General features: G+C 36.9%; 21 protein-coding genes and 4 pseudogenes. 7 read left to right on the top strand and 18 right to left on the bottom strand.

From position 1 onward, the window contains the following. Positions 1–56 precede the first annotated feature (56 nt). A pseudogene (locus tag QNH24_RS08475) lies at positions 57–1,282 on the bottom strand (transposase); the annotation flags it as partial. Positions 1,283–2,065: 783 nt separating this feature from the next. On the opposite strand from QNH24_RS08475, the pseudogene QNH24_RS08470 reads away from it, so the two are divergent. From QNH24_RS08470 to QNH24_RS08455, 4 genes and pseudogenes are all read left to right on the top strand, one after another. Further along, a pseudogene (locus QNH24_RS08470) lies at positions 2,066–3,105 on the top strand (flavin-containing monooxygenase). A gap of 227 nt (positions 3,106–3,332) precedes the next feature. After that, a complete protein-coding gene (locus QNH24_RS08465) occupies positions 3,333–3,755 on the top strand; it encodes a HAMP domain-containing protein (RefSeq protein ID WP_283871617.1) in 423 nt (140 codons plus the stop codon). Between the two features lie 3 nt (positions 3,756–3,758). After that, positions 3,759–4,586 (top strand): methyl-accepting chemotaxis protein, encoded by an 828-nt coding sequence (locus QNH24_RS08460; RefSeq protein ID WP_283871616.1) that lies wholly within the window; start codon positions 3,759–3,761, stop codon positions 4,584–4,586. Between the two features lie 342 nt (positions 4,587–4,928). After that, positions 4,929–5,255, top strand: coding sequence for a hypothetical protein (locus tag QNH24_RS08455; RefSeq protein WP_283871615.1), 327 nt, complete (start codon positions 4,929–4,931; stop codon positions 5,253–5,255). A 502-nt stretch (positions 5,256–5,757) separates the two neighbouring features. On the opposite strand, the gene QNH24_RS08450 is transcribed toward QNH24_RS08455, so the two are convergent. From QNH24_RS08450 to QNH24_RS08440, 3 genes and pseudogenes are all read right to left on the bottom strand, one after another. After that, positions 5,758–6,738 carry a serine hydrolase domain-containing protein gene (locus QNH24_RS08450; protein WP_283871614.1) on the bottom strand — a complete coding sequence of 327 codons (981 nt, stop codon included), beginning with the start codon at positions 6,736–6,738 and terminating at the stop codon, positions 5,758–5,760. Between the two features lie 478 nt (positions 6,739–7,216). After that, positions 7,217–8,326, bottom strand: a pseudogene (locus QNH24_RS08445) (IS4 family transposase); the annotation flags it as partial. A 173-nt stretch (positions 8,327–8,499) separates the two neighbouring features. Beyond that, on the bottom strand, positions 8,500–9,963 hold the full coding sequence (locus QNH24_RS08440) for a pyridoxal phosphate-dependent decarboxylase family protein (protein ID WP_283871613.1): 1,464 nt from the start codon (positions 9,961–9,963) through the stop codon (positions 8,500–8,502). Positions 9,964–10,700: 737 nt separating this feature from the next. Here QNH24_RS08440 and QNH24_RS08435 point away from each other — a divergent pair. Then, on the top strand, positions 10,701–11,015 hold the full coding sequence (locus QNH24_RS08435; RefSeq protein WP_283871612.1) for a hypothetical protein: 315 nt from the start codon (positions 10,701–10,703) through the stop codon (positions 11,013–11,015). A gap of 69 nt (positions 11,016–11,084) precedes the next feature. Here QNH24_RS08435 and QNH24_RS08430 read toward each other — a convergent pair whose 3' ends face one another. The 8 genes and pseudogenes from QNH24_RS08430 to QNH24_RS08395 form a co-directional block, all read right to left on the bottom strand. Next, positions 11,085–11,561, bottom strand: coding sequence for an NUDIX hydrolase (locus tag QNH24_RS08430; RefSeq protein WP_283871611.1), 477 nt, complete (start codon positions 11,559–11,561; stop codon positions 11,085–11,087). A gap of 21 nt (positions 11,562–11,582) precedes the next feature. Continuing rightward, positions 11,583–11,714: pseudogene (locus QNH24_RS08425) on the bottom strand (GrpB family protein); the annotation flags it as partial. A 170-nt stretch (positions 11,715–11,884) separates the two neighbouring features. After that, complete coding sequence (locus tag QNH24_RS08420; RefSeq protein WP_283871610.1) at positions 11,885–12,520, bottom strand: AAA family ATPase; 636 nt, start codon at positions 12,518–12,520, stop codon at positions 11,885–11,887. Positions 12,521–12,599: 79 nt separating this feature from the next. After that, positions 12,600–13,400: a hypothetical protein gene (locus QNH24_RS08415; protein ID WP_283871609.1), complete on the bottom strand. Its 801-nt coding sequence runs from the start codon at positions 13,398–13,400 to the stop codon at positions 12,600–12,602. A gap of 182 nt (positions 13,401–13,582) precedes the next feature. Beyond that, entirely contained in the window at positions 13,583–14,521 is a 939-nt protein-coding gene (locus QNH24_RS08410) for an aminoglycoside phosphotransferase family protein (RefSeq protein WP_283871608.1), read from the bottom strand. A gap of 390 nt (positions 14,522–14,911) precedes the next feature. Next, positions 14,912–17,182, bottom strand: a complete 2,271-nt coding sequence (locus QNH24_RS08405; protein WP_283871607.1) for a DEAD/DEAH box helicase — start codon at positions 17,180–17,182, stop codon at positions 14,912–14,914. Then, a complete protein-coding gene (locus tag QNH24_RS08400) occupies positions 17,154–17,540 on the bottom strand; it encodes a YppE family protein (protein ID WP_283871606.1) in 387 nt (128 codons plus the stop codon). Before QNH24_RS08400 ends, QNH24_RS08405 begins: the two co-directional genes overlap by 29 nt. Positions 17,541–17,769: 229 nt before the next feature. Then, on the bottom strand, positions 17,770–17,964 hold the full coding sequence (locus tag QNH24_RS08395; RefSeq protein WP_054770339.1) for a hypothetical protein: 195 nt from the start codon (positions 17,962–17,964) through the stop codon (positions 17,770–17,772). 411 nt (positions 17,965–18,375) lie between these two features. On the opposite strand from QNH24_RS08395, the gene recU reads away from it, so the two are divergent. Further along, positions 18,376–19,026, top strand: coding sequence for a Holliday junction resolvase RecU (gene recU / locus QNH24_RS08390; protein ID WP_283871605.1), 651 nt, complete (start codon positions 18,376–18,378; stop codon positions 19,024–19,026). Continuing rightward, the gene (locus tag QNH24_RS08385; RefSeq protein WP_283934530.1) at positions 19,023–21,710 is read left to right on the top strand and encodes a penicillin-binding protein 1A; all 2,688 of its coding nucleotides are present in this window, start codon (positions 19,023–19,025) and stop codon (positions 21,708–21,710) included. The genes recU and QNH24_RS08385 overlap by 4 nt, the downstream gene beginning before the upstream one ends. A gap of 63 nt (positions 21,711–21,773) precedes the next feature. Here QNH24_RS08385 and QNH24_RS08380 read toward each other — a convergent pair whose 3' ends face one another. From QNH24_RS08380 to QNH24_RS08355, 6 genes are all read right to left on the bottom strand, one after another. Beyond that, positions 21,774–22,100 carry a YpoC family protein gene (locus tag QNH24_RS08380; RefSeq protein WP_283871603.1) on the bottom strand — a complete coding sequence of 109 codons (327 nt, stop codon included), beginning with the start codon at positions 22,098–22,100 and terminating at the stop codon, positions 21,774–21,776. Beyond that, positions 22,097–22,759, bottom strand: coding sequence for an endonuclease III (gene nth / locus QNH24_RS08375; protein WP_283871602.1), 663 nt, complete (start codon positions 22,757–22,759; stop codon positions 22,097–22,099). The genes QNH24_RS08380 and nth overlap by 4 nt, the downstream gene beginning before the upstream one ends. 10 nt (positions 22,760–22,769) lie before the next feature. Continuing rightward, on the bottom strand, positions 22,770–23,498 hold the full coding sequence (locus tag QNH24_RS08370) for a DnaD domain-containing protein (protein WP_283871601.1): 729 nt from the start codon (positions 23,496–23,498) through the stop codon (positions 22,770–22,772). Positions 23,499–23,637: 139 nt separating this feature from the next. After that, positions 23,638–24,933 carry an asparagine--tRNA ligase gene (asnS, locus tag QNH24_RS08365; protein WP_054770336.1) on the bottom strand — a complete coding sequence of 432 codons (1,296 nt, stop codon included), beginning with the start codon at positions 24,931–24,933 and terminating at the stop codon, positions 23,638–23,640. A gap of 28 nt (positions 24,934–24,961) precedes the next feature. Then, positions 24,962–26,155 (bottom strand): pyridoxal phosphate-dependent aminotransferase, encoded by a 1,194-nt coding sequence (locus QNH24_RS08360; protein ID WP_283871600.1) that lies wholly within the window; start codon positions 26,153–26,155, stop codon positions 24,962–24,964. A 16-nt stretch (positions 26,156–26,171) separates the two neighbouring features. Continuing rightward, the gene (locus QNH24_RS08355; RefSeq protein WP_283871599.1) at positions 26,172–26,654 is read right to left on the bottom strand and encodes a cell wall elongation regulator TseB-like domain-containing protein; all 483 of its coding nucleotides are present in this window, start codon (positions 26,652–26,654) and stop codon (positions 26,172–26,174) included. Positions 26,655–26,790: the final 136 nt, after the last annotated feature.

Here is a 26,790-nt window from a genome sequence, read left to right as displayed (position 1 = left end):
TCATATTTTCCAAGAGCTCAGACTGTTCCTATTAAGAAAACTTACGTTTTTTAAAATTATGCTGCTTGAATTTGTGTCTGTAATAACGCATTTACGATCTACTGCCAACTTGCAGGCATTATAAATAAACGTCACTAGGTTGAAATGAAGTTTCGCTTTTCTTCCTGTTCTTTGACGGACATTGTTTAACTGAAAATATTGTTTTAAATAGGCATTTACACGCTCTACAGCGGTGCGTTCCTTATAAAGTTGTTTCCAACGTTCAGAGCCACGTGCTGGATAGGTGAATTTTCGTAAATCCATGTCGCATTTTATTTTGAAAACCTCTGACAGAGAGAATCATCACGTAACGGACAACTTGCACATTCCTTTGGTCTTGTAAACTTTAGTGTTTGATATTTTTCATCAAAGCTGTCGTAACAGTAGCTGTGTTCACGTACACATGTCGGTCTAAAATGCTCATCAAATCCAAGATACTCGCCTTCATTGCGGATATTATAGGGAATCACTGCACGCATTTGATACGCGTGTAATTGACAGTAGATGGGCTCAAAATCATACCCTGCATCCAATATAGCGGTTGTGAAATGCTTTGGAAATTGGTCTTCTACTTTTTTTAAAAGAGGAATTGCGGCTTTACTATCTGACAAATTGGCAGATGTCATGAGGCGTCCAATGATATATTGACTCTTGGTTGTCACAGCGAGATGCCCTTTAAAGCCAAACCAAAATGTAGTTTTGCCGTCACTGTTCTTTTTGATGCCCCAATTCGGTTCGATGGGTGCATCTTGCCACAATGTCACCATTGGCGTATCGAGTTGGTCCTTGATTTCTTTTTCATAAGTCGACTGATTGGCTTCGATTTCTACTTGTTTCGCAAGCCAATCCTCCCGTTCTTCTTTTGATTTTCGTCCACGTTTTTTGGGTGGTGCAGGCTCTTTTTTCTCAGTAGGTTTCACCGCATCGCGTGATTCGAAATGTGTGGCATCAATCGCGAGATGCTCATCATCAAGAAATCCTTCTCTAAAAGCTATTTGTATTAATGTATCTTGCATCACATCAAGTACATCAGATTGACTAATGACATCAATCATACGCGAATAAGACGCTTCAGAAGGCACAACATCCGAAACAAGAAAACCACAATCTAAGCGGAATAAAGGATCATGGACCAAACGTTTATTAAATCCTTGATTGTAGGAATGCGTTCGACAATGCGAATAATCAGTGATTGAATCATCGCACCATAGTTTAGTTCACGTGGGGCACCGCGCAACGTCTTTTAAGAGGAAAAACTGGCGATTCTTTTATTATGTGAAATCGCTGGAAAAATGTAAAAAAATATCGTGATTTAATGTTAGACAAATCAATAGAAAGCTTTATTTCAATAATGACGAACCCTCAAAAACAACCTATATTTTTTGATAGAGGCATTCCAAATACTCTTGCCTACTCTCACTTAATCAATACAATAATTTTTTCCTTTATTTTATCAAATTTAGTCATTATTTGATTCCTCCTAATAAACATCCTCTAACAACATAATTTTAGCCCAGGATTTCCAAAAAAACCAAAATATCAATATATATTATTAGACTATATCTGTAAATCCTTCTAAGCGAATTTCGTTGGTAATTCTTTTTCCGTAATAATCCCCCAATCAATACTTTTTTCTCCCGATATTCTCGTTCAATTTCAAACTTCTCAATTTATTCTTGGATCTTCTCAATCTTTACTTGGCTTATTGTTCGATCTAAATAACTACGCAAACTAAAAGTTACGCTTCCTCTTAGTCTGATTTAACACTTTATTGTTTCAATACGACTGGTAAACTCATAATTCCCTAAAATTATGAAAAACTCTATTTTTAAATTCGTTGGAATTTAATTTGCAATATTAAGTTTTAGCATTATAGTCTATCTTGCTTCTTTTTCGGATTAATCTCTAATCATCATTGAGGAAAATTACTTGACGTATTAGAAGGAATTGTTATAATGACGATTATATATGAATATATGATTAAATGCTCATATATTAATTTAATAATAGAAAGCGAGATAAAAAAATGTTAGATATGATTGTGATTGGTGCTGGTCAAGCTGGATTAGTATGGGGTATTATTTGCAACAAGGAGGCTATAATTTTGTCATACTCGATGGAGAAAAAAGAATTGGAGATACATGGAGAAATAGGTATGATTCTTTGATCCTATTTACACCTAAATCCTATAGCTCACTGCCTGGAATGAGATTCGAAGGAGATAACAACGCATTGCCTACAAAGGATGAAATCGCGGATTATCTTGCAGCATATGCGAAACGTTTTTTATTACCGGTGAAAATGGAGACAACTGTACATAAAGTCCAAAAAATAAAAAATACATTTAAAGTCTTTACTGATAAGGGGATATTTCATTCTAAACATGTAATCATTGCATCTGGGGCTTTTCAGAAACCGTTCATTCCCTCAATATCCCAAAATCTTTCAAAAGAGGTGTTTCAAATTCATTCTTCCCAATATCTATCACCTGAGATGATCCCAGGTGGTCCTGTTGTTGTGATTGGAGGAGGGAATTCTGGTACACAAATTGCTACTGAACTTGCAGAAAATCGTGAAGTAACTATAGCTAATAGCCATCCATTTAAATTTTTACCAGTTAATCTTTTGGGGAAAAGCATTTTTTACTGGTTAGAAAAGATTGGTCTCTAATATGCAGGAACGAATACAAGGCGCGGATCATGGTTTCAAAAACAAAGGGATCCTATTTTCGGCCTTGAATTAAAGCATCTGATTCGGGAAGAGAAAATTAATATAAAACCAAGAGTCATAAAAACACAAGGAAGAGAAATAATTTTTAATGATCATAGTAAAAAAAACGTGCAAAATATTATTTGGTCAACAGGATTTGTTCCTGACTATAAATGGATAGACATAGAGGGAGTTTTAGATGCAAAAGGTTTTCCTCTTCATAAAAGAGGGGTAAGTCCAATACCAGGGTTATATTATATTGGACTACCATGGCAACACCAAAGAGGGTCGGCCCTTATTTGTGGGGTAGGAAAAGATGCGGAGTTTTTATACTCAGTTTTGAAAAAGTTGATTTAAGTTTATCAATTTCGTCTTGGCGTAATTGATAATTGCCTCCCCAGCATTATTTATTAATAATCTTCTTACGCTGTTGCTAAATACAATATTATATCAGCATAGATTATTCATCACCATATACAAAGTCCCAAGGAAAAGAGACCATAATTTTTTCCTTGGGATACTCTATTAAGGTTTTTGCAAATAAACAAAACTACCTTAATTACCATATTTGGAGGGTACTTATTATGACTTTACGGAAAAGAAATATCATTGGCTTTACTATTTTAAATGCTCACATGATTGCTATTTTAATCATAGACCTAGCAAATATAACATCATTTGAATGGCTACCTACTTTTTTAACGATAGTAGGAATTATTGTGACAATATCCTATATTTTCTATGTAGAATCTAAAGTTATTAAGCCAATTAACCAATTAGCAGCATCTGCGAAAGCCATAACTGAAGGAAATTTGCATACTGTTTCCATTAATGTGAATTCCAATGATGAAATTTCAGAGTTAGCTAAAGCTTTTATAGAAATGAAAGAACAATTACATACTATGACACAAAAAATTGTGAGTAGTTCTACAGATTTATCAGTGAGCATTGAGGAGCTATCTGCAAGTACAAATGAAATTACGATTGCAGTTGACGAAGTTGACTAACAAATGGAGAAAACAACTGAGGGTCTTAAACAAGCAGCACAGTCTGCTAATGAAAGTGCTATTTCTATGAAGGAAACTGCCAATGGCATAAAACGTATTACCACGGCAACACAAGGTGTTTTTGATCATGCGAAAGAAGCAAATGACATTGCAGGTAATGGTGCGGAAATTTTACACGTAGCTAAAAACCAAATGGCATTTATTTCAACTTCTACTAAAAAAACAAATGAATTGATGCAACAATTATCTAGCAAAATGACGGATATCAAAGCGATGACAGAAATGATTACGGCTTTTACTGATCAAACGAATTTGTTGGCTTTAAATGCTGCGATTGAAGCAGCACGTGCTAGCGAGCATGGTAAAGGCTTTGCAGTAGTTGCGGAGGAAGTTCGAAAATTGGCAGAGCAATCTAAGTACTCGGCTGCTCAAATTGTTGAGTTGGTAGTGGACATCGAAAGCGATACGAAACAAGTAGTTAGTGCTGTCGGAGAGGATTCGAAAAATGTTCAAAAAGGTGTTTATGTCATTGACGAGGCTACAAAGTCATTCGGTACAATCTCTCAGCATGTTAGCAAAATGACGGATCAGCTAGAGGATATTTCCGCAACTGCTGAACAGCTTTCAGGTAGCGCTAGTGAAGTAACAAAATTAGTATCGACAATCGCCAACGGAATGGATAGTTTATCTAATTATACAGAGGTCGTTTTACAATCAGTAAATGAACAAAGTGCCTCCATGCAAGCTGTCAACACAGTAGTGTCCCAAGACTTATGTGCACAGGCTGAAAATTTAAAAAAGCTTACACAAAGGTTTAATACAGGACAATAGAAGTTAAGCCAGTTTTTAATGCGGACCCTTAATTAATCACTGGGGCTATTCAGCTATCCCTGACTCCGTTAAGTGAAGAGAAAAAGAGTTGGTAGCCAAGAGCAATTAAATAAATATTCAAAATAGCGATATTTTCACAATTTATGTTTGAACCAATACTTAATGGTTATATAGGTTATCGATCTACATTAGCTATAATAAAAATAGAAGAATCTCATTAAAATAGAATTAATTAGGAGGTGTTTATATGGGTATAAAAACGATAGAATTATTTTTTGTGATAGGAATCTATTTTTTTCTTTTTGTGATTTCATTTTTTTAAGAAAAAAAGGTAAAAAAATTTTGTATAGCTTTATTATTATTATCCTTATAAGCTATGCAGTATTCCTAACTGTTCGTCCTAATATACAGGACGCTAAATATGACAAATATACTCAAATGGTAGAAGAACATTTAGAAAAGAAATACCCTAATGCGTCTTGGGAAACTAGTTTTGATAAAGAAGAATTATTAACTACAGCATTTGGATACCAAATAAAAGTTAAATTTGCTGAAGAACCAACAGTACTTTATGTATATAAAATTGAAAATGATAAAGTCATTCAAGCATATGTATCCTATAATGAAAATTACCTTCAAAATGACGGAAAGTATGTGGAACGAGATTAAAGACTTTTCATAAGATACTAACTATAAGAAAAACAAAAAAACTCAACTTATTTGAAAGTAAAATGAGTCTGGACATAAAACTGGTTAAAACCTCAAAAGCGCAAGAAAATCAATTTTAGGTTGATTCTCACGCTTTTCTGATGTGAAATTTTCAATATTTACTTTTAAAATTTACTATAAACTTGATTTCTGTAGCTTTTGAATATAGTTCGATTAAAGGTAAGTTGCAAACGCTGATTTTATACAGAAAGAAACCAACTGTTTTGAAACAAAGTTTGATCAAAACAGTTGGTTTCTTTTATTTATCTAGTTTGGTTTTTATAATAAAGATTGATTATTTCTGGATCCGAATCTTCAATTAACGCACCCGTTTGTTTAAGTATAATTATTCACAATTTATTCATTTAGCAATATATCGTTTTCTAATGGACACAATAGCCACTTTGTATTAATAATTTTTCAATCAATCCAGAACGATTTATTAATCAATTATTCTGTATTTTCAAAATATTCTTTCTATATATTCCTTAATAAGTTCTATTCTATCCTTGGCATTTGACTTAAAATGAGAAGTAATAGAAACGACCATATTTCTCTTTTTATTAATATAAATCACATTACCTCCATCACCCATAGCTGCATAGGCTTGTTCTTTATCGTCAATAATCCACCATAAATATCCATATGATAGATTGAGTTTTTCCCATCGACTATGTTCCTTTGTACTCTCGTCTATCCATTGAGACGACACAATTTGTTTTCCATTCCAGATTCCTCCGTCTAAGTATAATTGACCTATTTTCGCCATATCCCTAGGAGAAAGAGTAAGACCCCACCCTGCTGTATTTACTCCATTTGGATCAGCAACCCAGCCACTGATACTTTTAGATTTATTGAATTCGCGTTGTTCCTTTACACTATGAAAAATCACATTACTCTCAAGAGTAATTCCTAATGGCGAGAATACACTTTCTGTTGCGAAATCAAACACAGATTTTCCCGTTACTTTTACAAGAATGCCTGACAAAATATCTGGACCTACGAGAGGAGTATACCTAAATTTCCCGATTTGCCCTTTACCTCCCAATAAATTAAGTGTAAATTTTACCCAGTCATCACTCATAAAATACTTAATGTAAGTGTATGGTGCAACTTTATATTTATACGGAGCTGTCATTGTCAGCATATCCTTAATTGTAATATTTTGTATAGTTTTCTCTCCTCTTTTTGTCTTGTAATCTGGAAAAAAATCCAATACTTTCTGATTGATACTCTTGATGTACCCCTTGTCTAAGGCAATCCCAAACAATATGGAAATAATACTTTTTGATACTGAATAAACATGGATTCGGCTAGAAGAAGTGCATTCATTGAAATAATTTTCATAAAGTGTTTTACCATCTTTTAGTACAACCATGCCTGCAATATTACTATAATCATTGTTTATTTTCTGTTCTAACTCTATCACTTTTTCTTGATTCATATAACTTTCTCCATATCATATATTGACTTTTTAGCTCAATTGTCTTTTCTTAGTAAATATGATTATCTCCTTACCCAAAGGTTAAATCGATAAGAAATTCTTTTCACCAACTATTTTTTTAAAATTTTTTAAACAGAAAACAGGTTAGTAAATCATACCTAGTAATCATTTTAAGTATAAAAATAACCGTCCATTTCTGAACGGTTGAAAGGGAAAAGGATCACCTATTCTCTGGGCTTTTCGTAGTTTGTAACAAATTTCTTCTTTCAATAATCTGCTTCGTTCGTATTATAAGGTCAACCGGAGAAATCTGGTTGACTATTTTTTATTCAATTTATAGATTGATAGTAGCTGGGGTAGAACGGAAGCACCCGTGGAACTTGATCCCGACAACTAAACTGTTCGCCCTCTACTTGTTAACGCATGATTAGGCTGGTTGGGACATTACGATCTCGTATAACAAGCGAAGACACTCTTAGCGTTCCCTCTTAATCTCTTTGCACTTGTCAGTTTGAAAAAAAAGATTTCCATGTTTTATATAGAATTTCAATCTGCCAAGTAACGAATACAGTTCATGAATATGTTCCGTTGGAACGGCTTCTAAAGAAAGATTTGTAATATATACGTTCATTCCACTTAATCGTTTGCTTCGGTCTCTATAGGTAATGCCCTTCTTCTTTTCTTTTTTTGCTTGTTCTTTCAATCTTTTCTCTGTTTGTACCTCAGTTAGTCGATGAATAATCACTCGGGCGGGTAGTTTTTGATACAGCCCAATGTATGCTTCTGAAATTTCAAGTGTTTGACCAGGTTGTAATTGATTCATAAGCTCTTCTGTGTCTAACTGAATAAAGAGAATACCTTTCTTCACAGTCCCATTCCGAAAAAACTCCGGTTCATCATTCTTACGATATATGCGAGTATTCAACTTCAAACGTGAGACATAGTAAGCACCTTCATCATTCATTTTCTGTAAGTCGTGTAAGTCGAAATACCCTAAATTCCTTATGTATAAGTCTTTCTGTTGAATGGTTAGTAGACTTGTGGAACCGAAGGTTTTATCATTTTCTCTCCCTTCTCCTACATAAACGTGGAGGAACTTCCCACTCAATAAGTCATATTCAAGTTGGATTTTAACACCCGCGGTATGGCTATTCCGCCAGAATCTTGATAATGTGAAGTAAACTTATCTGGAAGTTGAAATGTTGTAGGATCTAGGATCGAATACGTTTAAAAGTCGTGGAGTATGGATGAAGTATTTCTTGTGTTGAATGAATTCTTTGAGTTAGAAGATTAGCTAGAACTTGTTGAAGAAACTGTACGGCTGAACCATTGAATCGTTGATTAAGCCCTTCGGGGCTCATGAGGACACCTGTAGATACTTCGAGACGGCTACACAATTGTGTGAGTGGTGTACTCGCGACCTGTTGACTAAGCCATACACATAAAGCAATTAATTCTTGTGCTTGATATTTACTTGTACGTTGAACAAAACCAACTTCTTTAGCTAATTGTTGTAGAGAAGATGGAGATAAGTATTTTTGAAGTTATTGAGCAAAGAGATTCATTTCGCTGAAACAGAAAAACTCATAGAAAACGCAATCCTTCCTGTATATTTCTACAAAAAGAATAGCGTTTTTTTCGTTATGATGATACAAATTAACCTTAGCTTGATGGCGATGTGGTGGGACCCCGGACTATTCTATGTCGTGACATGACTATTGGAACAGCCCATTGATGGTATAATGTCTTCCTTGGCTAAATTCAGCTCAAACCGTTCGGATGTCTCTCCAAATATTTTGCTCTTGCTCTATTCAGCAACTCCATCAATACCATAATATCTTCCTCAGTTGAATCGTAGTTCGTAATGCAAGCTCGCAGTACTGGAGCCTTGTTTATTTCGTATACTGAAATCCATGCCTGCCCTGAACGTAATATCTCTTGACATATAAATGATGCGAAATTCGATTGGATCTTTGATTGTATATTGGAATCAGTAAAGCATACTACAGGCAATACGGTATCATTGACAACCTTCCAGTTAGAGCATGCAAGGTCCCGGCGTAACCGATTGCCCATCTCTGTCTGGTGCTGCACCATGCTGCGATAGCCTTCCCAACCAGCAGTTACAAGAGATAAGTACACTTTCAAACCGATAAACCTTCGCGACCATTGAATCGAATGGGTGAACGGTTCAATAACATCCAGATCACCCCCTTCTTTCGGCATATAATCTGCCGTGATGCTGAATGTTCTATGTAAGATGTCCTTATGCCGTGTAATATAAATTCCCGCCCCCATTGGGACAGACATCCACTTGTGCGCATCGAAGGTAATGGAGTCAGCTCGGTTAATACCATGAAGTAGATCAAGCAGTTCTGGTGCAAACACGGAGGCTCCTCCGTACGCAGCATCCACATGCAGCCACAGTTGCTCACGTTCAGCCAAGTTTGCCATTTCGTTAATGGGATCAATCGCTCCGGCGCCGGTCGTTCCACCCGTCGCAATGATGAGAAAAGGAGTGTATCCAGCAGCGCGATCCACTTGAATTTGATGATGAAGCGCATGAACATCTATATGCAGTTGAGAATCTGTCGTAATAATACGAAGGGAATCTGTACCCAGTCCGCAGGAACGAGCTGCCTTTACCAGAGAATGGTGGCTCTCAGCAGAGGCGTACATGACGGGTTGCGTGGGGAGCGACCTCAGCCCCTCTTTAGCATAAGATGGAAAACGATGCACTAGTGCGGTCAGTACGGCTGTCAAATTTGCTTCCGCTCCCCCAGTTGTAAATGTCCCATCTGCTGCCTCTGCTGAATAACCGAATTTTGAAGCTATCTCTTTCAATACATAGTTCTCCATTTCGACCGCTACAGGCGCATGGCTCCAGGCTGCAAGCTGCGGATTGAATGCTGCAGTAATCATATCCGCCATTATTCCCATGAAGTTGGGCCGCGGATTATACAGGCCGAAATATCGCGGGTGTGGCGTATGTACTTGGTATTGCCTTAATCCCTCCAGGATATGATAAATCGCCTCGCGTGCGCTGACGGGATGCTCAAAAGATAATCTACGTGCGTATTCTGCAACCGCATCCACGCTGAGTTCAGGTGAGACACGAACCCCGCGTATGTGCGTCATATAGTCATTGATTTGCTCCAAAAGATAGGTTCCAATGTCCATGCGTTCATCCGTATTAAGATTAAGAATTGAATTATGCTTCATCATGTGGAAAATGCATCTCCCTTCATCTTGTAAAATTCCATTGCTGATTCAGATTATACACTCGCAGAACTCGGGTGTATGCATCTTCGAATAAAACCGCAATATTTCGAAACAAATCTCTCTCCACTTGGCGAAGCTGTGGGGCACGCCAGCGACGGCAGCCGAAATGAATAATCCACCATAAAATTCGAAACGTGAGCAAGCGTCTATAAGCCGATAGTCCCCTTAGAGAATGAATTATTGGCTTTATTGTATTGAATATTGGCTTAGCGTATATTTTCATTAAAATGTTGGCGGAACCCTGGTAGGACCCCATAATCATCAATCTAAGAATACTAAATACCCCAAAATAGAAATTTTAGTTTCTTTGCTGAATACAGCTCAGATTTTTTCACTTTTGGGGACATATAAAACGTTAACTTGATATAGCTTTGGAATAAAGATTGATCAAAAACACCCTGCAAACACGTATTTTACGTTAAATTAAAAGAATCCGTTTTAAAAAAAGATTGATTAAAACGGATTCTTTCTTTTGAAGAGCTATGCAATAATAGTTTGATTGTTTTCTATCTGTTGTTGTTCCACAATTGCGCCTGAATGTTGTATAGCCCCTGTAACAACATTCGTGCCTTTAAGGCAGCTCCTGAACATTTTCCTGGTGCTACCGACAATTTCTCTATTCCTCTGTTTTTTTAAAGACATACATGGTACAGATACATGATTGCAGCAAAGCTCTTAGTGTGAAAAAACAAATGGCATATGGCAAAAATGAAGATCAATGTTACCCTCTCTTTGTTATTACACATGCTGCTGAAAATACACATGATAATTGTCCAGTTAAACCATATATAAATGATAAAAGAATTAGACAAAACATTACTAAAGCAGTCAAAGATATTTTAACAAATAAAGAAATGGCACATAAATACATTGATTCAGATTTTGATGAAGATGAATTACAAAAATTACAGTTAGAAATTAAACGGCTAACAAAACAAGAACAAACAATTCACGAAAAAATAGACCGGCTACTAGATTTGAAACTGCTCCACTAATTCAATAGGCTATTTTCTCAAAGATTGTTGCTTCTGGTTTTGCTATCTTCTTCAATTAGCACCGATAGATTAAGTATTTTCTTTCGCAAACTTTTGCTTGGTGTTAGTCCGATTTAATAACCTTTTGTTCAATTCCCATAACGCCGTTTTATTGCTATCCCATTTCAAAAGCGTTACTGCCTCTTCAAAACATAACCATTTGTAGTTGAGGTGCTCTTTTGATAAAGTTATATCTTTTGTAGGAACTTTAACACCAAAAGAAAATTCTTTTAATACATAAATGTCTTCTCCCCAAAGGAAGTTCCCAACTACATCTTCTACCGGTAGTGAAGACATAGAATCTAATTCAATATATGGATAATCTTTTGTAATACCAGCCTCTTCAAATGCTTCTCGTTTAGCTGATTCAATAGGAGTCTCATCCTCTTCCCCACCACCTGCTAATCCCTGCCAATACCCATAATCACTTCTCTTAAAAATTGCATATTCAATAGAATTGTCAGTGATTATATAAGGAAATACCAAAACTTGATAAGGCGCCCTCATTGCTTATCTCCTCTCAATTTCATATTCAATTACGACTTGTGGGTTATTTCGCAAATAATCTCTGAATGCTAAATACTTTACAAGTTCTTCACTATTTTTGTTACAAACATAAAGGTAGTGCTCCATCCATTGCGTCCCTTCTCCATCCCAAGGTGTAGATATAAGAATGTGTCACATTACCCCCTCCATTAATTATTTTTTCACTTATATATATTGAACTGACCTCAACGTTATTGAAAAGCGACTGCTCTATTGAACAATTGCCCCAGTTAGCCATCCATGTAGCGCAAAAACCAGCGCTACACCACAGAAAATGAAAGATGTTACGTTCTTTCATGGGAGTTTAATAAGTAAATTTGTTTTGCGTAGGAATCCCAATCTTTATTATCAGTATTTATTTCAATTGTAGGAATGATAGAATTTTCAGCTTGGCTCCTATACTCTTGTTGTTGTTTTAATAATAATTCACACGCTAATTTCATTTCTTCCATGGTTTTCCCTTCCCTTTCATTAGGGTTTCTACTACTTATTCTTTGCTCTAAATTTTCTGGTGATACAGTTAACAAAGTACATCTTGCTCCCATTTCAAATAACTGGGCTTCTAATTCCTTGATTTCATCTGATATTGAATGAGAAAATGCTACTCGATGATTTAAATGAAACCTTTCCAATATAAAGAATAAACCTTTTGAACGTTGGGTTTGTCCAATTTCTCTTGACCAATTATTTAACATTTTCAGCATCGTGACTCTTTCTCTTAAGACTTGTAAGTGTTCATCTCGACTTAACGACTTTAATTCACCATTTACTTTGTGTAATACTTGCGAATAATGCTCACTGAGAACTATGACACTACGTTCGGCATCATCACTTGCTTGAAGTTGTTTCAACGCTTTTAAGACTGATGTTTTTCCAGCATTCGAGTAGCCCTCTAAGATTATCCCTCTAAAATTACTCATTCTTTCCTCCTAATTAATGTTATTTCTATCTAAATAAGGTCTGTAGAATTATTTACGCTTGTTCAACTAAATTGCACCGTTAGTTGTTGCCAATGTACCTCAACGATCTATAATTAACGCATCCGTTAGTTTTTCTCAATTTGAACCAGAGATTTACACTTTCGAAGAACTTTGCACCATTTTCAATCATACCTAAAGCATCATTAACCGAAATTTCATCAGGGTAATACCTTTTAGCACATTCATAAAATTGAATTGCAAATTTTTTCATTTCTTCGGGTAATAAGTGTATTGCCTTATTTTTTGGCATCTGCCATATTTCAATGGCATCTTGATGTACTAAAGATAGGACGTGATATATTGTTGGAGAAACTTGTGTATTAAGTAAACGTACAACTCTCGTTAATCTCTCTTTTCCGTGGTCTAATAGTGTAGAAAAATACTTGGGAACAACAGTTAAATCATTTAATGATTTTAATGCCGTTTCCTTCAATTGTTCATTTGATGCTTCCTCTACTGGCAACCTTCCAGCCACAATTTGATAAGCACCAGGAACTGGACCAATAAATCCCTTTGGTAATTTATCTGTTAATGCTTCACATTGAATATAGCTAAATGGTTTCGTATCAATTTTGCTTAAATCTCGATGAATTTTTAGATATAACTCCAATGGTAATATACCTTGTTTTTCAAAAGCCGTTTCCTTCAAATAAAGATGAAAATCAATATCGCTTGAACCTGGAATAATGCCACCTTTTACTACGGAACCATGAACAATTAAACCTATAAAATCCTCTCTTGTATGATATTGATAAATATAAGCAACTTTTTCTACAATTTTTTTGGCTTCCTCTTGTATATTTAAAATATTTGTCGTCATAAATACCTCCTAATCATCCTAATACATAATATTTCTCTAATTTGTATAATAATTTCTTAATCTACTAACCTACACCGTTAGGTCAATAATTTAAAAATAGATTTGCTCATAAATAAAAACTGAACTAAATTTAATAAATATTAGTTCAGTTTAAAAATACACAATAGCAAACATATCACCGTTTATAAACCTGTAACATTATCAACAGATTTGGACTTATACCATAATGGTTGATCCAAATTAAAATAGTCATGATCTTCTAAAATGAGATGGATTCTTTCCAATGCATCATCAAATGATTGGTCATCATATTTTTTCGTCCACACAATCGTAGAGATGATATTCATCGCTGCATAAAGGGCATATATTCGCCAAAACGTATCGTCTGGAGATTCTGTAAAATAACCATTTATTTGTCCAATACAAAATGGGATACTATGTCTTCTACTAAACAAAGAAAGATTATAAAAATCATGATAGGGGTCACCAAAATCATAGCCATTAAAATCAATTACGGCATTATACAAGTTATTTTGAACGATGATATGGCCAAGATGAAAATCATCATGGAGTAATGTGATAGGTCGATCTTTAAGAAGGTGGAAATTGTTTTCAATAAAGTTTAGTATTTTATGCTCTTTTGGCAGTTGATAGCTTCCTTTTTTATATTCATTTAAATAAAAACTGAATTTCTTTCTTTGAGCTTCTTCCCAGTGCATCGTTTGCGGGGCATGGGCATGTAGCTGATGAATTTTTCTTAATTCTTTCCCAGCAGCAAGACCTATATTAAATTGCGCCACATCAGAAAGATTCAAAATGAATTCATCTGCAGGGTATCCTTCAATATAGCTTAATACCATGACAGAAAGATTAGCCTCAATCAATAAATTACATTCTATGGCTTTATGTGTTTGTACACCTTGTTTTTCTAATGCTTGAAGCAATGAAAATTCGATGGTTCGTTTTCCGTGATATTGTATGTCAAATAATCGTATAAAGTATTGATTCTGGCCGACGGTAACTATGTATTTTTCATCTGGTGAGTATCCTTTCTCCACTTTTTTTATAGATGAATACCCTTTAAGGCTCGATATGTGGTCTATTACACTTTCAATTAACAAAGTCAATCCACCTTTCTCGCAACAAGTAAGAATGAAAATGATACTATACGGTCGGGTGACTGTCAATGTTATGCTATTTTGGTTTTGTAACCCTTTTTCAGATTACTCCTTGTAAAACGTCAGAATATATTAAGATCACTAATTTCTCGTTATGACATACTTTAATTATTTCTGTGAGCAATAGTATTTGAAAAAGCTGCTGCCTGTAAAAAACAGACAGCAACTTCAATTAGAGTAGCTATTATGATCCGTGCAAGCTACAGTAAATAATTTTTAAAATTTTGTAACTAATAAACAGCGATTGGCCCATAAGGACCTTCAAACTAGACAGTAACAAGATCAATTTGGGTTTGAAGATTTAAACTAAATCCTCTCCCTCTCTATACTTAACTACTTATAATTTAATAGTTGAAGTAGCTTGACGACTTTACTTTTTACATTCATCGTAGTGTCTTGTGGACCAATACAAGATGGGCAGCCAGCTTCACAAGGACAGTTTATAACATGGTGCTGCGTTTTTGTTAATAAGTCCTCCCATAAATCATAGACCTTTTCACTTAATCCGATTCCTCCAGGATACTTATCATAAACAAAAAATGTTGGCAGCTTATTATGGGATGCTTTAACTTGTGGCACGACTGCTACATCACTGCTATCACATTGAATAAACAAAGGTATAAAGGCATTCATTGCGTAGGCTATTCCAATCATTACCTCGGTCAATTCTGCCTCTGACCACTGCTCTGATAAATGAAGTGATAGCCAGGTGGCACTTGTATGCATCTCATCTGGTGGTAAATGGATTGGACCTGATCCGATATTATCATGAGTGCCAAAGCGTATTTTTTTAAATAGTGTGGCCTGAGCAACTAACCCAACATCACCAAAGCTAATTGTGCCCCCCTTATAATCCCGATTACGATCCTCTTCTAGTACTTTCATTTCAACTGCTAGATTAGCATCTGTGTAGTAATCGACATCTACTTCACGGACAAAGGCTTTCTTTTCTTCCCAATCAAGCTTTTCTACTTGAAACTGAATGCCCTGATGTAAATAGATTGCCTCTTCATGTAATAATGTCATTGCGCTGTGACGATCCATTTCACCGATGACCTTTGTTTGTGCAGGAACTGTCATATCAATGATTACAACGTTTTCCTGAGAAGCAGAGCGCAGACTAATATCATGTGCAGGAAAACGATCACTCATCCAGTGCCACTTATCACTTGTTTTAAAAACAACGCCTTCCTCTGCTAGATAATCTAATAATTCCTGAACTTCATATTCTCCATATGCATCATTTGTGGAAAAAGGTAACTCGAATGCTGCACATTTTAAGTGGTCCATTAAAATTAACATATTTTCAGGGTAAATACGTGCTTCCTCAGGAGCACCACCGAGTAAAAAGAGTGGATAATTGACCACATACTGATCCAGTGCAGACGATTGGGCTACATAAATAATTAATGCCTCGTCCTGTCGACGACCAGCGCGACCAGCTTGCTGCCAGGCACTTGCAATATTTCCTGGGTAACCTGTCATAATGCATGCTTGAAGCTGTCCAATATCGACTCCTAATTCCAATGCATTTGTACTAACAACTGTTTGAATAGTACCATCTCGAAGACCACGTTCAATTACTCTTCGCTCAGAAGGCAAATAGCCACCACGATAGCCTCGCACCGATTCATCAAGTAGCTTGTTTCTTGTCAGCTCCTTTAAATAAGTCACTATCATTTCTACTCTTACACGGCTTTTAGCAAAGATAATGGTTTGAATACCTGCTATATATAATCTTTTAGCTAGGTCACTTACCTCTAAAACCGCACTACGACGCACACCAAACGTTTTATGAACAATAGGCGGATTGTAAAAAAGAAATGTTTTTTTACCAACTGGTGCTCCCGAATCAGCAATTAATGCATGAGTTTCATTTGTTAGAATCTCTGCTAATTCCTTTGGATTTTTTATAGTTGCCGAAGTACAAATAAACACCGGCTTACTGCCATAAAATGCACATATCCGCTTGAGTCTGCGTATAACATGGGCAACATGTGAACCAAATACACCTTTATATGTATGTAATTCATCAATAACGATATACTGTAAATTTTCAAAAAGGGATACCCATTTCGTATGGTGTGGTAATATTCCTGAATGGAGCATATCGGGGTTTGTCATGACAATATGCCCTGCCTTACGTACCTTTTGGCGAATTCCAGGTGCGGTATCTCCATCATATGTGTAGCTTAATATCTCTTCTCCACTTTGTTCAATTAATTCATTTAAATCATTTTTCTGATCCTGTGCTAAAGCCTTTGTCGGAAATAAATAAATAGCCCTGGCATTTTTATCCTCTAATATTGTTTGAAGAACTGGCAGATGATAGCAATATGATTTACCTGATGCTGTTGGCGTAACCGCAGTAAAGGATGTACCACTCTGCGCTAAATCGAAAGCTTCTCGCTGATGTGTATAAAGCTGCTCGATCCCTCTTGCCTGTAGTGCCTTTACTAGAGAAGGATGTAAATTTCTAGGGAAAGGAGCATATTTTGCTTCCCGTCCTTCCAGTGTCTGCCAGTGTATAATTCGCTCTTTTAATTCCTCATCATATCTCCACTCGTTTAATAATTCATTGATGGTTCTCTTTTTGGATAACATCTTTTGTTCCCTCCTTCACGATTCGCTCAAAATTTTTCAATGTAAAGGAGGTAGAATGAATAGCATCTAAAAAGCGTTTTTTACTTGTTTCTTTAAAAAAAGATTGCACAACAAATTGCTCCATGGATTCCACCACAGCAGCAATTTGTTGGATATGCATATACTTTGGATTATTGTTTTGAATCCACAAATTGGCCCCCTGTTGCCACTCCTTTAAGTGATGATGTATAGCATCGGCATGTGGCTTAACCTCTTTAAAAAAATCAGGTGTACGATCCTCTTCACGCATTTGCCAAAAGCGTGCAACACTTTTTTCACATTCATCTATTAATATGGAAGTTTGCTGTATTAATAACAATTTCGCACCTCATCTCATTCATTCCAACAAATACGAACTTAAAATCACTTCTTCAGCATGTATAGTAGTACTGTTAGCGAAAATCTCAACACAATACATGACAAGCAAGTTGTATATGAAGTTTTTTTATAATAGCATGTCTCTCACCTCTTATAATGGTAAATATTGTATTTAAAATACACATATTGAGTGAGTTATTTTGCATATGAGATAAGTGTACCAAAGTCTATCATTTTTCACTACTTATAGGCGAACACGCATTCTTTACTTGCCAGTTCTTTTCTGCTAAGCTTACTTTCTGGCTAACAGCTTTGAGTTGCATAAAAAAATGCATGCTATGTGCATTGTTTTCCAAAGACACTCTTGTTATAAGTAATTGATTGACCAGATCCAACTGCGCAACTAATTGTTCCAACTTATTCAATACAACGCCTCCTTTGCTTTACTTATGTATTCCTCGCATGTATAAAATTACCTTCATGCGTGACAAAATAAGCGTAAGTTAGCTGAAAGAAGAAGAATTTCGATATTTTTTTATTAAAACAAACTTAAGGCGCTGTTGTCCGAATAATCTTCTAGCTAGATTGGGGCAAATAGAGAGGACAAATTGACTACTGAATTGGATGAAAACTTTATCTGTTTTTTTGGCATTTTGAGTAGAAAGCACAGCCTTTTTTTGACAACTTTTCGACTTCAGAAGACGGAAAGTGTACTATATTGATTGATTCTTGTCGTATGATTTCTGTTATGTTTTGAGCGAGCCAGAAGTGGAGAACTGCTACTGAATCATGGTAAACTATTGTATATAATAGCAGTATTATAGAGGATGAGCTAAATGACAATTCGTTATCCAAATGGGAAATTGTATACCCCAAATCCAACTGTACAAAATGTGGAAAAAAAGGATGATAACAAAGAAATCTCTTTTAGTAATCGAGGGAAAACACTAGAAGATGAAATAAATGAAGCAAACGACTATTATATAAAAAGACGACTTGCTATCATTCATAAGAAACCTGTTCCCGTACAAATCGTCAAAGTAGAGTACCCATCACGAAGTGCTGCAGTAATTCGCGAAGCTTACTTCCGAACTCCTTCCACAACAGATTATAATGGTGTTTGGAAAGGGCAGTATATTGATTTTGATGCAAAGGAGACAGCTTCCAAAACGAGTTTTCCCTTAAAAAATATACACTTACATCAAATGACTCATATGCAGCAGGTGTCGGAACAAAATGGTGTGGCTTTTATTATCGTTCGTTTTTCAGCTTTTGAACGATATTTTATTGTGCCATACGAAGTTTTACAAAAGGCCTGGCAAGCAATGGAGAATGGTGAGCGTAAATCGATACCTTTTTCAACGATTGAAAGAGAAGCTTTCGAAATTCCTACAAGCTATTATCCACGTATCGACTATTTACCGATTGTCCAGCAGCTCATTGAAGCAAAAAGCCATGGTTCTGAAAGTGAGGAGATTGTAGAATGACTGAACGTCGTCAAACACGCGGTGAGCGTCAAAAAGCTCTCGCTCAAAAAAATAAAAAGAAAGTGCCCAAATCATCTGGAAAGCTATGGTTTAAGCGCATTTTCTTAACGCTGGTGGCAATAGGAGTTGCATGTTTTATTGGAGGAGCTGGGATGTTCGCTTTTTATGCTAGTAGCGCGCCTGAGCTTAAGGAAGAATTACTAAAAGACCCTGTTTCTTCTGAGTTCTTTGATAAAAATGGTGATTTATTTGCAACAATTGGTGCAGAAAACCGTAAATATATAAAATATGAAGATATACCTGAGGACATGATCAATGCTATCCTTGCTACGGAAGACGTACGCTTTTTTGAGCATCATGGTATGGATTTTTATCGTCTTGGTGGTGCAATTATTGCCAACTTCCGCGATGGCTTTGGATCACAGGGGGCTTCAACTTTAACACAACAAGTTGTGAAGAACTCTTTTTTACAAAATGAGAAAAAATTAAAACGTAAAGCACAAGAGGCTTGGCTTGCTTTCCAATTAGAACGTAAATACTCAAAAGAAGAAATCTTTGAAATGTACTTTAACAAAATGCTTATGTCAGGTCGTGTATATGGCTTTGGTACAGCCGCTCAATATTTCTATGGTAAGGAGTTAAAAGATTTAACGTTAGATGAAGAAGCATTACTTGCAGGTTTAGTACAGCGTCCAAATGCATACGACCCATTAAAAAATCCTGAGCTTGCGGAAAAGCGTCGTAATACAGTCTTAGGATTAATGTATCAACATGGTAAAATTACAAAAGCTGAAATGGAAGAAGCAAAAAAAGTAGACGTTCAAGCAGGTTTAGCTGATGATACAACACGTCAAAAATTTGCTGGCTCTAAATATGATGCTTTCCTTGATGTCGTTCTAAACGAACTTGAGAAAAACGGTGATGGTTCTGCAATGGCAGAAGGCATTAAGGTCTACACAACACTTGATCCAAAAGCTCAACAAATTGTTGAAAATGTTATGAATGATGATAGTAATTTCCCAACAGAAAAAATTCAATCTGGTGTAGCTGTTGTTGATACAAAAACGGGTCAAATTCAAGCAGTTGGTGGTGGACGCAATTATGGCAATCGTGGTTGGAACTATGCAGACGATTTAACACAAAATCAGCCAGGCTCTACTATGAAGCCATTATTGGATTATGGTCCAGCCATTGAATATTTAAAATGGTCAACAGGTCAAACGCTTGTAGATGAACCAATGAAATACACTGGAACTCAGCAAACTATTACAAACTGGGATGGTAAATACATGGGGGCCATGACAGCACGTAAGGCACTATATGCTTCCCGAAACGTTCCAGCTGTAAAAGCTTTAAAAGAGGTTGGAACTGACAAGGCAAAGGAATTCATTGGTCGTTTAGGTATTAAGGCAAAAAATGTGTATGAATCTGATGCGATTGGTGGGGGGGATATTGCCATATCTCCTATCCAAATGGCAGCTTCCTATGCAGCATTCGGTAATGATGGTGTTTACAATGATCCTCATGCAATTTCAAAAATTGTTTATCGTGATGGTAAAACAACAAAGGACTACACACCAAAACCTAATGTTGCGATGAGTGATTACACAGCTTACATGGTAACAGACATGCTACGTGATGTTGTTGGCAATAAGCCCGATGCATCAGGTACTGCTGCCAATGTCTCTGGCTTAGATATTGCAGGTAAAACGGGTACAACTAACTATTCAAAAGCTGATTTTGATAAATACAACTTACCTAGCACAAGTGTGCCAGACTCATGGTTTGCAGGTTACACAACTAACTATTCAATCGCAATATGGAGTGGTTATGAGAAACACTTTGATCCTATCACAACTTGGGATGAACGTCGTTTACCACAACAACTATTTAAACAAATTATGAAAGACATTTCAGCGGATGTTGAAACACCTCGTTTCAAAAAACCAAGTTCTGTTGTAGAGATGACAATCGAGGTAGGTTCAAAACCACTGAAATTAGCAAGTGATTACACACCAAGTGAAAAACGTCAAACTGAGTTATTTGTTCGTGGCACGGAGCCTACGGAAGTATCAAATGAATATGAGGCACCTGAGCTTTCAACACCTTATAATGTTTCGGCAAATTTAGATTTAGGTGCTCAATCAATTAGCATTTCTTGGGAACATGATGCTATTCTGGATCCTGAAACTAACGAACCATTGCCAACTACCTTTGAGGTCTCTGCTACACGTGAAGGCGGAGAAACAATTTCTCTTGGAACAACAGAAAGCAAAGGCCTAACAGTTGCAAACAATTTAGAGGATGGTAATTATACAATCTCTGTCGTCGCTATTGTGGATGGTACACGAAGCGAACCTGGTACAGCCTCCTTCCAAGTGACAAGTATGCCAGACGAAAACCAAGACCCGGATACTCCAGATGAACCTGATTTAGAACAGCCAACGTCTCCGGATCAAGGAAATGGCAATGATAATAATGGCAATCACAACAACAATGGAAATAATGGCAACCATAATGGTAGTGGAAATAATAGTAACAATGGCAATCCTAACGGTAATAATGGCAGTGGTGGCAATAATGGTGGTAACAACACCAATAATGGCACAAATAACGGTGGTCAACCACCTACACTACCGACTGACCCTGTCGTTCCAAATGAAGAAAACGACAGCACAGAATAAAAAAAGCAGAGGAGCATCTTTATTGATGTCTCCTCTGCTTTTCCTTTATTTAACCAACTATCTTTACCGATTTGAATTATTTTTGGTAGCTTGGAGTCGTAAGCGAGCAGTCCGTTTTTTTGTCTCCTTAAATAATTCACCCAGCTGACGATAACAGGCATATTGACCAGGCTTTGCTTTAATAAAGGCCAATCGTTCAACCCCATTTATCGGCAAAATCTCATCTCCACCCTCTTCTACTAGATGGTCAAACAAAACAATTGCCGCTTCCATCAAGCCCTTAGCCTCACCATTTCTTGTATCATGGGCTATGTGAATTTTGCCTTCTAGCTCTTGCCACTCTGTAAACCAAGCATCAATTTTTTCCTTTGTAATTGCCTCTATATTCACGCATCTTTCACCAGTCCTTTTTTCAAACGCTTTTGTCCTTCTCGACATTCTCCGAGTAACGGGCAAGACTGACAGCCTGGATTTTGAGCCTTACAATGATACCGGCCAAAGAAAATGAGCTGATGATGTGTTTTCGACCACTTGTCCATTGGTGTTTTCTTCATAATCGTTTCTTCCACCTCAAGCACCGAATCCTTCCAGCGGCAAAGCCCTAATCGCTTGGACACCCGCTCTACATGTGTATCCACTGCAAGTGCAGGGATATCGAATGCTACCGATAATACGACATTAGCCGTTTTACGACCAACACCAGGCAATGTCACTAAAGCTTCTCGACTGGCTGGTATCTCACCCTCATATTCATCTAACAAACGCTGACATAAAGCTTGAATATTCTTTGCCTTATTTCGATACAAGCCGATGGAACGAATATCCTGCTGTAATTCCTCTAAGGATACTGCTAAATAATCTTCAGGTTTCTTATATTTTTGGAACAACGTTTTCGTAACCTTATTGACAAGAACATCAGTACATTGTGCAGATAACAATGTGGCTATCGTTAGCTCAAACGGATTCTCATGCACAAGCTCACAATGTGCCTCAGGAAACATACGATCCATTTCGGCTAGACAATGCTCCCATTGTTTTTTTGTTAGCATACTGGTCCTCCTATTCTCTCTCTTCTAACCAATTATAAAATGGTACTTTATTTGTCGATTGTATCCCTTGCTGTGGTGAGCGGACTGATGGCCTGTGAATTGTTTGTTTTTCACGGAATTGCTCACTTTGTTTTTGTGCAGCCTGAGGTGTCGTAATATTTTTCTTTTTCCACTCCAGCAAAATACGATCAATATAACGAATACTTAGCTTCCCTGCAAACACTGCCTCCTTTAGCGCTTCTTTAATGAGGGCTGGACTATGCTTATCCTCATCTAGCCAAGAACCGATTTTTTCTAGCTCTAAAGGAGATAAAAGACGCCCCATTTCCTCTTCAAATAACCGAAATATCTCGCCCTCTTCATGTCTGAGTGCAGTAGCAGTTTTTTGCTGTTCTTTCATTTCAATCAGCTGCATTATACGCTCCCAAAGTGGAAAAATCGAATATTTTTCATATAGCTTGCCGTTTGCATCAACATCACGGGTAATTTCAAGGAAGCCTTTTTGCATTAACCGCTGTAAACCAGAGGTAATATCATTGTCGGGCATTGTGAGGCGGTTCATTAAATCATCAGGTGTTGGAAAGTCATTGCCCTCAATATGGAACGCTAGTAAATGGAAAACGATTAGCGCCTCTTCATCCTTCATATTTAACTCCTTATAAAACTGAAAAAAGAGCTGGGGAATTTGAATCATTCGCTGTTCAGTCCATATGCGGAGTCGACTATTATTTATGCTCATACCTTATTTGACTCCTTCTTCAATAGTAAGTAGAAAAGCCGCGTAGATTTACCCTACGCGACTTTTCAATTGGCCCCGCTTTAACGGGCAGTAATTATCTGTACCTAAAGCGTCAAATACAAACCATATTAATTGCCGCTTATGGATATAAACGGTTTAATAAACGTGGGAATGGAATAGTTTCACGGATATGCTCAGTTCCTGAAATCCATGCCACTGTTCTCTCTAAGCCTAGACCGAAACCAGAGTGCGGTACGGAGCCCTGTTTACGTAGTTCTAAATACCAAGCATAAGCATCCAATGATAAATTGTGTTCTTCAAGTCGTGATTTTAATAAATCATAATCATGAATACGCTCAGAACCACCAATGATTTCCCCATATCCCTCTGGTGCAATTAGATCTGCACATAATACAACATCATCACGATCAGGATGTGGTTGCATATAGAATGGCTTAATACCTACTGGATAACAAGTAATGAATACAGGTTTGTCAAATGAATTGGCAATAGCTGTTTCATGTGGCGCACCGAAATCATCGCCCCACTCAATATCGTTAAATCCTTGCTCATGTAACAATTTAATCGCATCGTCATAAGAGATACGTGGGAATGGTGCTTTTATGTTTTCTAGAGTTGAGGTATCACGACCAAGACGCTCTAGATCTAATTTGCAGTTTGCTAGTACAGATTGCACGATATGTTCCACATATTGTTCTTGCACTTCAAGATTTTCCTCAAATTCTACAAAGGCCATTTCCGGCTCAATCATCCAAAATTCGATTAAATGACGGCGTGTTTTTGACTTTTCAGCACGGAACGTAGGACCGAATGAGAAGACCTTTCCTAATGCCATCGCAGCCGCTTCCATATAGAGCTGACCAGATTGAGAAAGATACGCATCCTCATCAAAATATTTCGTATGGAATAGCTCAGAAGTACCTTCAGGAGCTGATCCAGTCAAAATTGGCGGATCCATTTTTGTAAATCCGTTGTTGTTGAAAAACTCGTAAGTTGCACGAATAATTTCGTTACGGATCTTCATAATTGCGTGCTGCTTACGAGAGCGCAGCCATAGATGACGATTATCCATTAAGAACTCGGGTCCGTGTTCTTTTGGTGTAATTGGAAAATCTGTTGCGGCATGTAGCACTTCAATACCTGTAACAGCTAGCTCGCAGCCAAAGCTTGAACGCTCATCTGCTTTAACCTCTCCCGTAATATACATCGATGTTTCTTGTGTCATACCTTTTGCAACAGCAAAAATTTCTTCGCCTACTTCTTCTTTCACAACAACGCCCTGTACAAAGCCAGAGCCATCACGTAATTGTAAGAAGGCAATTTTCCCACTTGAACGTTTGTTTGATAACCAAGCACCTAGCTTGACTGTTTCACCGATATGTTTTGGCATATCTTGAATCATAATTTTTTTCATAGAAATCCTCCAAAGTTGGTTAGAAGGATTAGTCTTGCCATTTTGATTTGACAAATGCATCAATACGGCGGACTGCCTCTTCTAATAGTTCTAAAGATGTAGCATAAGATAATCGCATTGTAGTTGGTGCACCAAAGCCAGAGCCTGGAATCACTGCTACGTTTGCTTCTGTTAAAATAGCCGCAGCAAATGCATCCACTGAATCGTACCCAGTATGAGCCATAGCCTCTGCTACGTCTGGTAATAAGTAGAATGCACCCTGTGGTTTTAAAACATGGAAGCCAGGAATTGCACTTACCTGTGGATAGATTTTTTCAAGACGAGATTCGAAAGCTTGGCGCATTTCTTCTACTGTGTCCTGTGGTCCATTATATGCCTCCACTGTTGCATATTGTGCAGTTGTTGTTGCGTTTGATGTAGAGTGTGATGCAAGATCAGTCATTGGTTTAATAATGTCTGCATTACCTGCCGCATACCCGATACGCCAGCCTGTCATAGAGTGAGATTTTGCTACACCGTTTACAACGATTGTACGTGCTTTCACTGCAGCAGAAAGTTGTGCAATTGAAAAATGCTCTATACCATTGTATACAAGCTTCTCATAAATTTCATCTGACACGATTAAAATATCTTTTTCTTCTGCAACAGCAGCAAGTTCTGCTAGCTCTTCACGAGAATAAATCATACCTGATGGATTGCTAGGAGAGTTTATAATCACTGCTTTTGTTTTATCTGTTACAGCAGCTCTTAATTGATCCGCTGTAATTTTATAGCCCTGCTCTCTTGTACCTTCAACGTAAACAGGAACTCCACCAGCTAGCTTTACTTGCTCAGGATAGGATACCCAATAAGGGATTGGAATGATGACTTCATCACCCTCGTTTAAAATAACTTGGAATAATGTGTAGAGAATATGCTTTGCACCAACACCAACAATGATTTCATTAGCCTTATATGTAAGGTTGTTGTCGCGTTGTAATTTATCAATAATCGCCTGCTTAAGTACTGGAAGTCCGCCAGCTGGTGTATATTTTGTAAAACCTTTCTCCATTGAGTCAATGGCAGCATTTAAAATATTTTGCGGCGTGTTAAAGTCTGGTTCACCAGCCCCTAGACCAATGACATCAATCCCTTGCTCTTTTAATGCTTTAGCTTTTGCAGTAATGGCTAAAGTTGAAGATGGTGTTAAAGTTTTTACACGGTTTGCTAATAAATTTTTCATTTGGAATCTACTCCTCTTATAAATTCGTAATGCGCTTCCACCAATCGCCGTCCTCAAACATAATATAGACATAGTTGAGCTTATCGTGATCGTTTAGGTACGAAATTTCCCAAACAGCACCGGGCTCCTCATAGCCTAATTTCATATTGAGTACCTTCTGTACATTTCCTTCTTTTTTAAAAACCGATAATGCTTGCTTTTCGTTAATACCATCTTTCAAAAATACTTCCTGAATTGAATCAGCATCTAGATTCGTAGGAACAAAGACAGCTTTTTTATCACCATATTCGTCTACTCCAAATACAGTAACATACGAATGTTTGCCATTATATGTGTAGGACTCCGAAACGACTGCAAGGGCTTTGGCATCAAGTGCCAACTGTTCAGCCTTCTCTTCAATTGAACGGAACGGAGCCTCGGCTTTCCATAATACTAAAATACCTATGACAAGTGACAATGAAACCATAAAGACAGAAATGAAAATCAACCAGTTTTTCATTTATTCACCTTATATTTCACATCTAGCTTATGCTTTAACTCGATTGCCTGATTTAGCATGTTAAAAGCTACGTAACCTTTCATTTTGCTCTCCATTTTGTCAACCTGCTTTCTTTCCTCATACCACAACATTATAC

It is taken from the genome of Lysinibacillus pakistanensis (genome assembly GCF_030123245.1).
Lineage (GTDB): Bacteria > Bacillota > Bacilli > Bacillales_A > Planococcaceae > Lysinibacillus > Lysinibacillus pakistanensis.
This window is presented reverse-complemented; position numbering and strand designations above follow the sequence as displayed.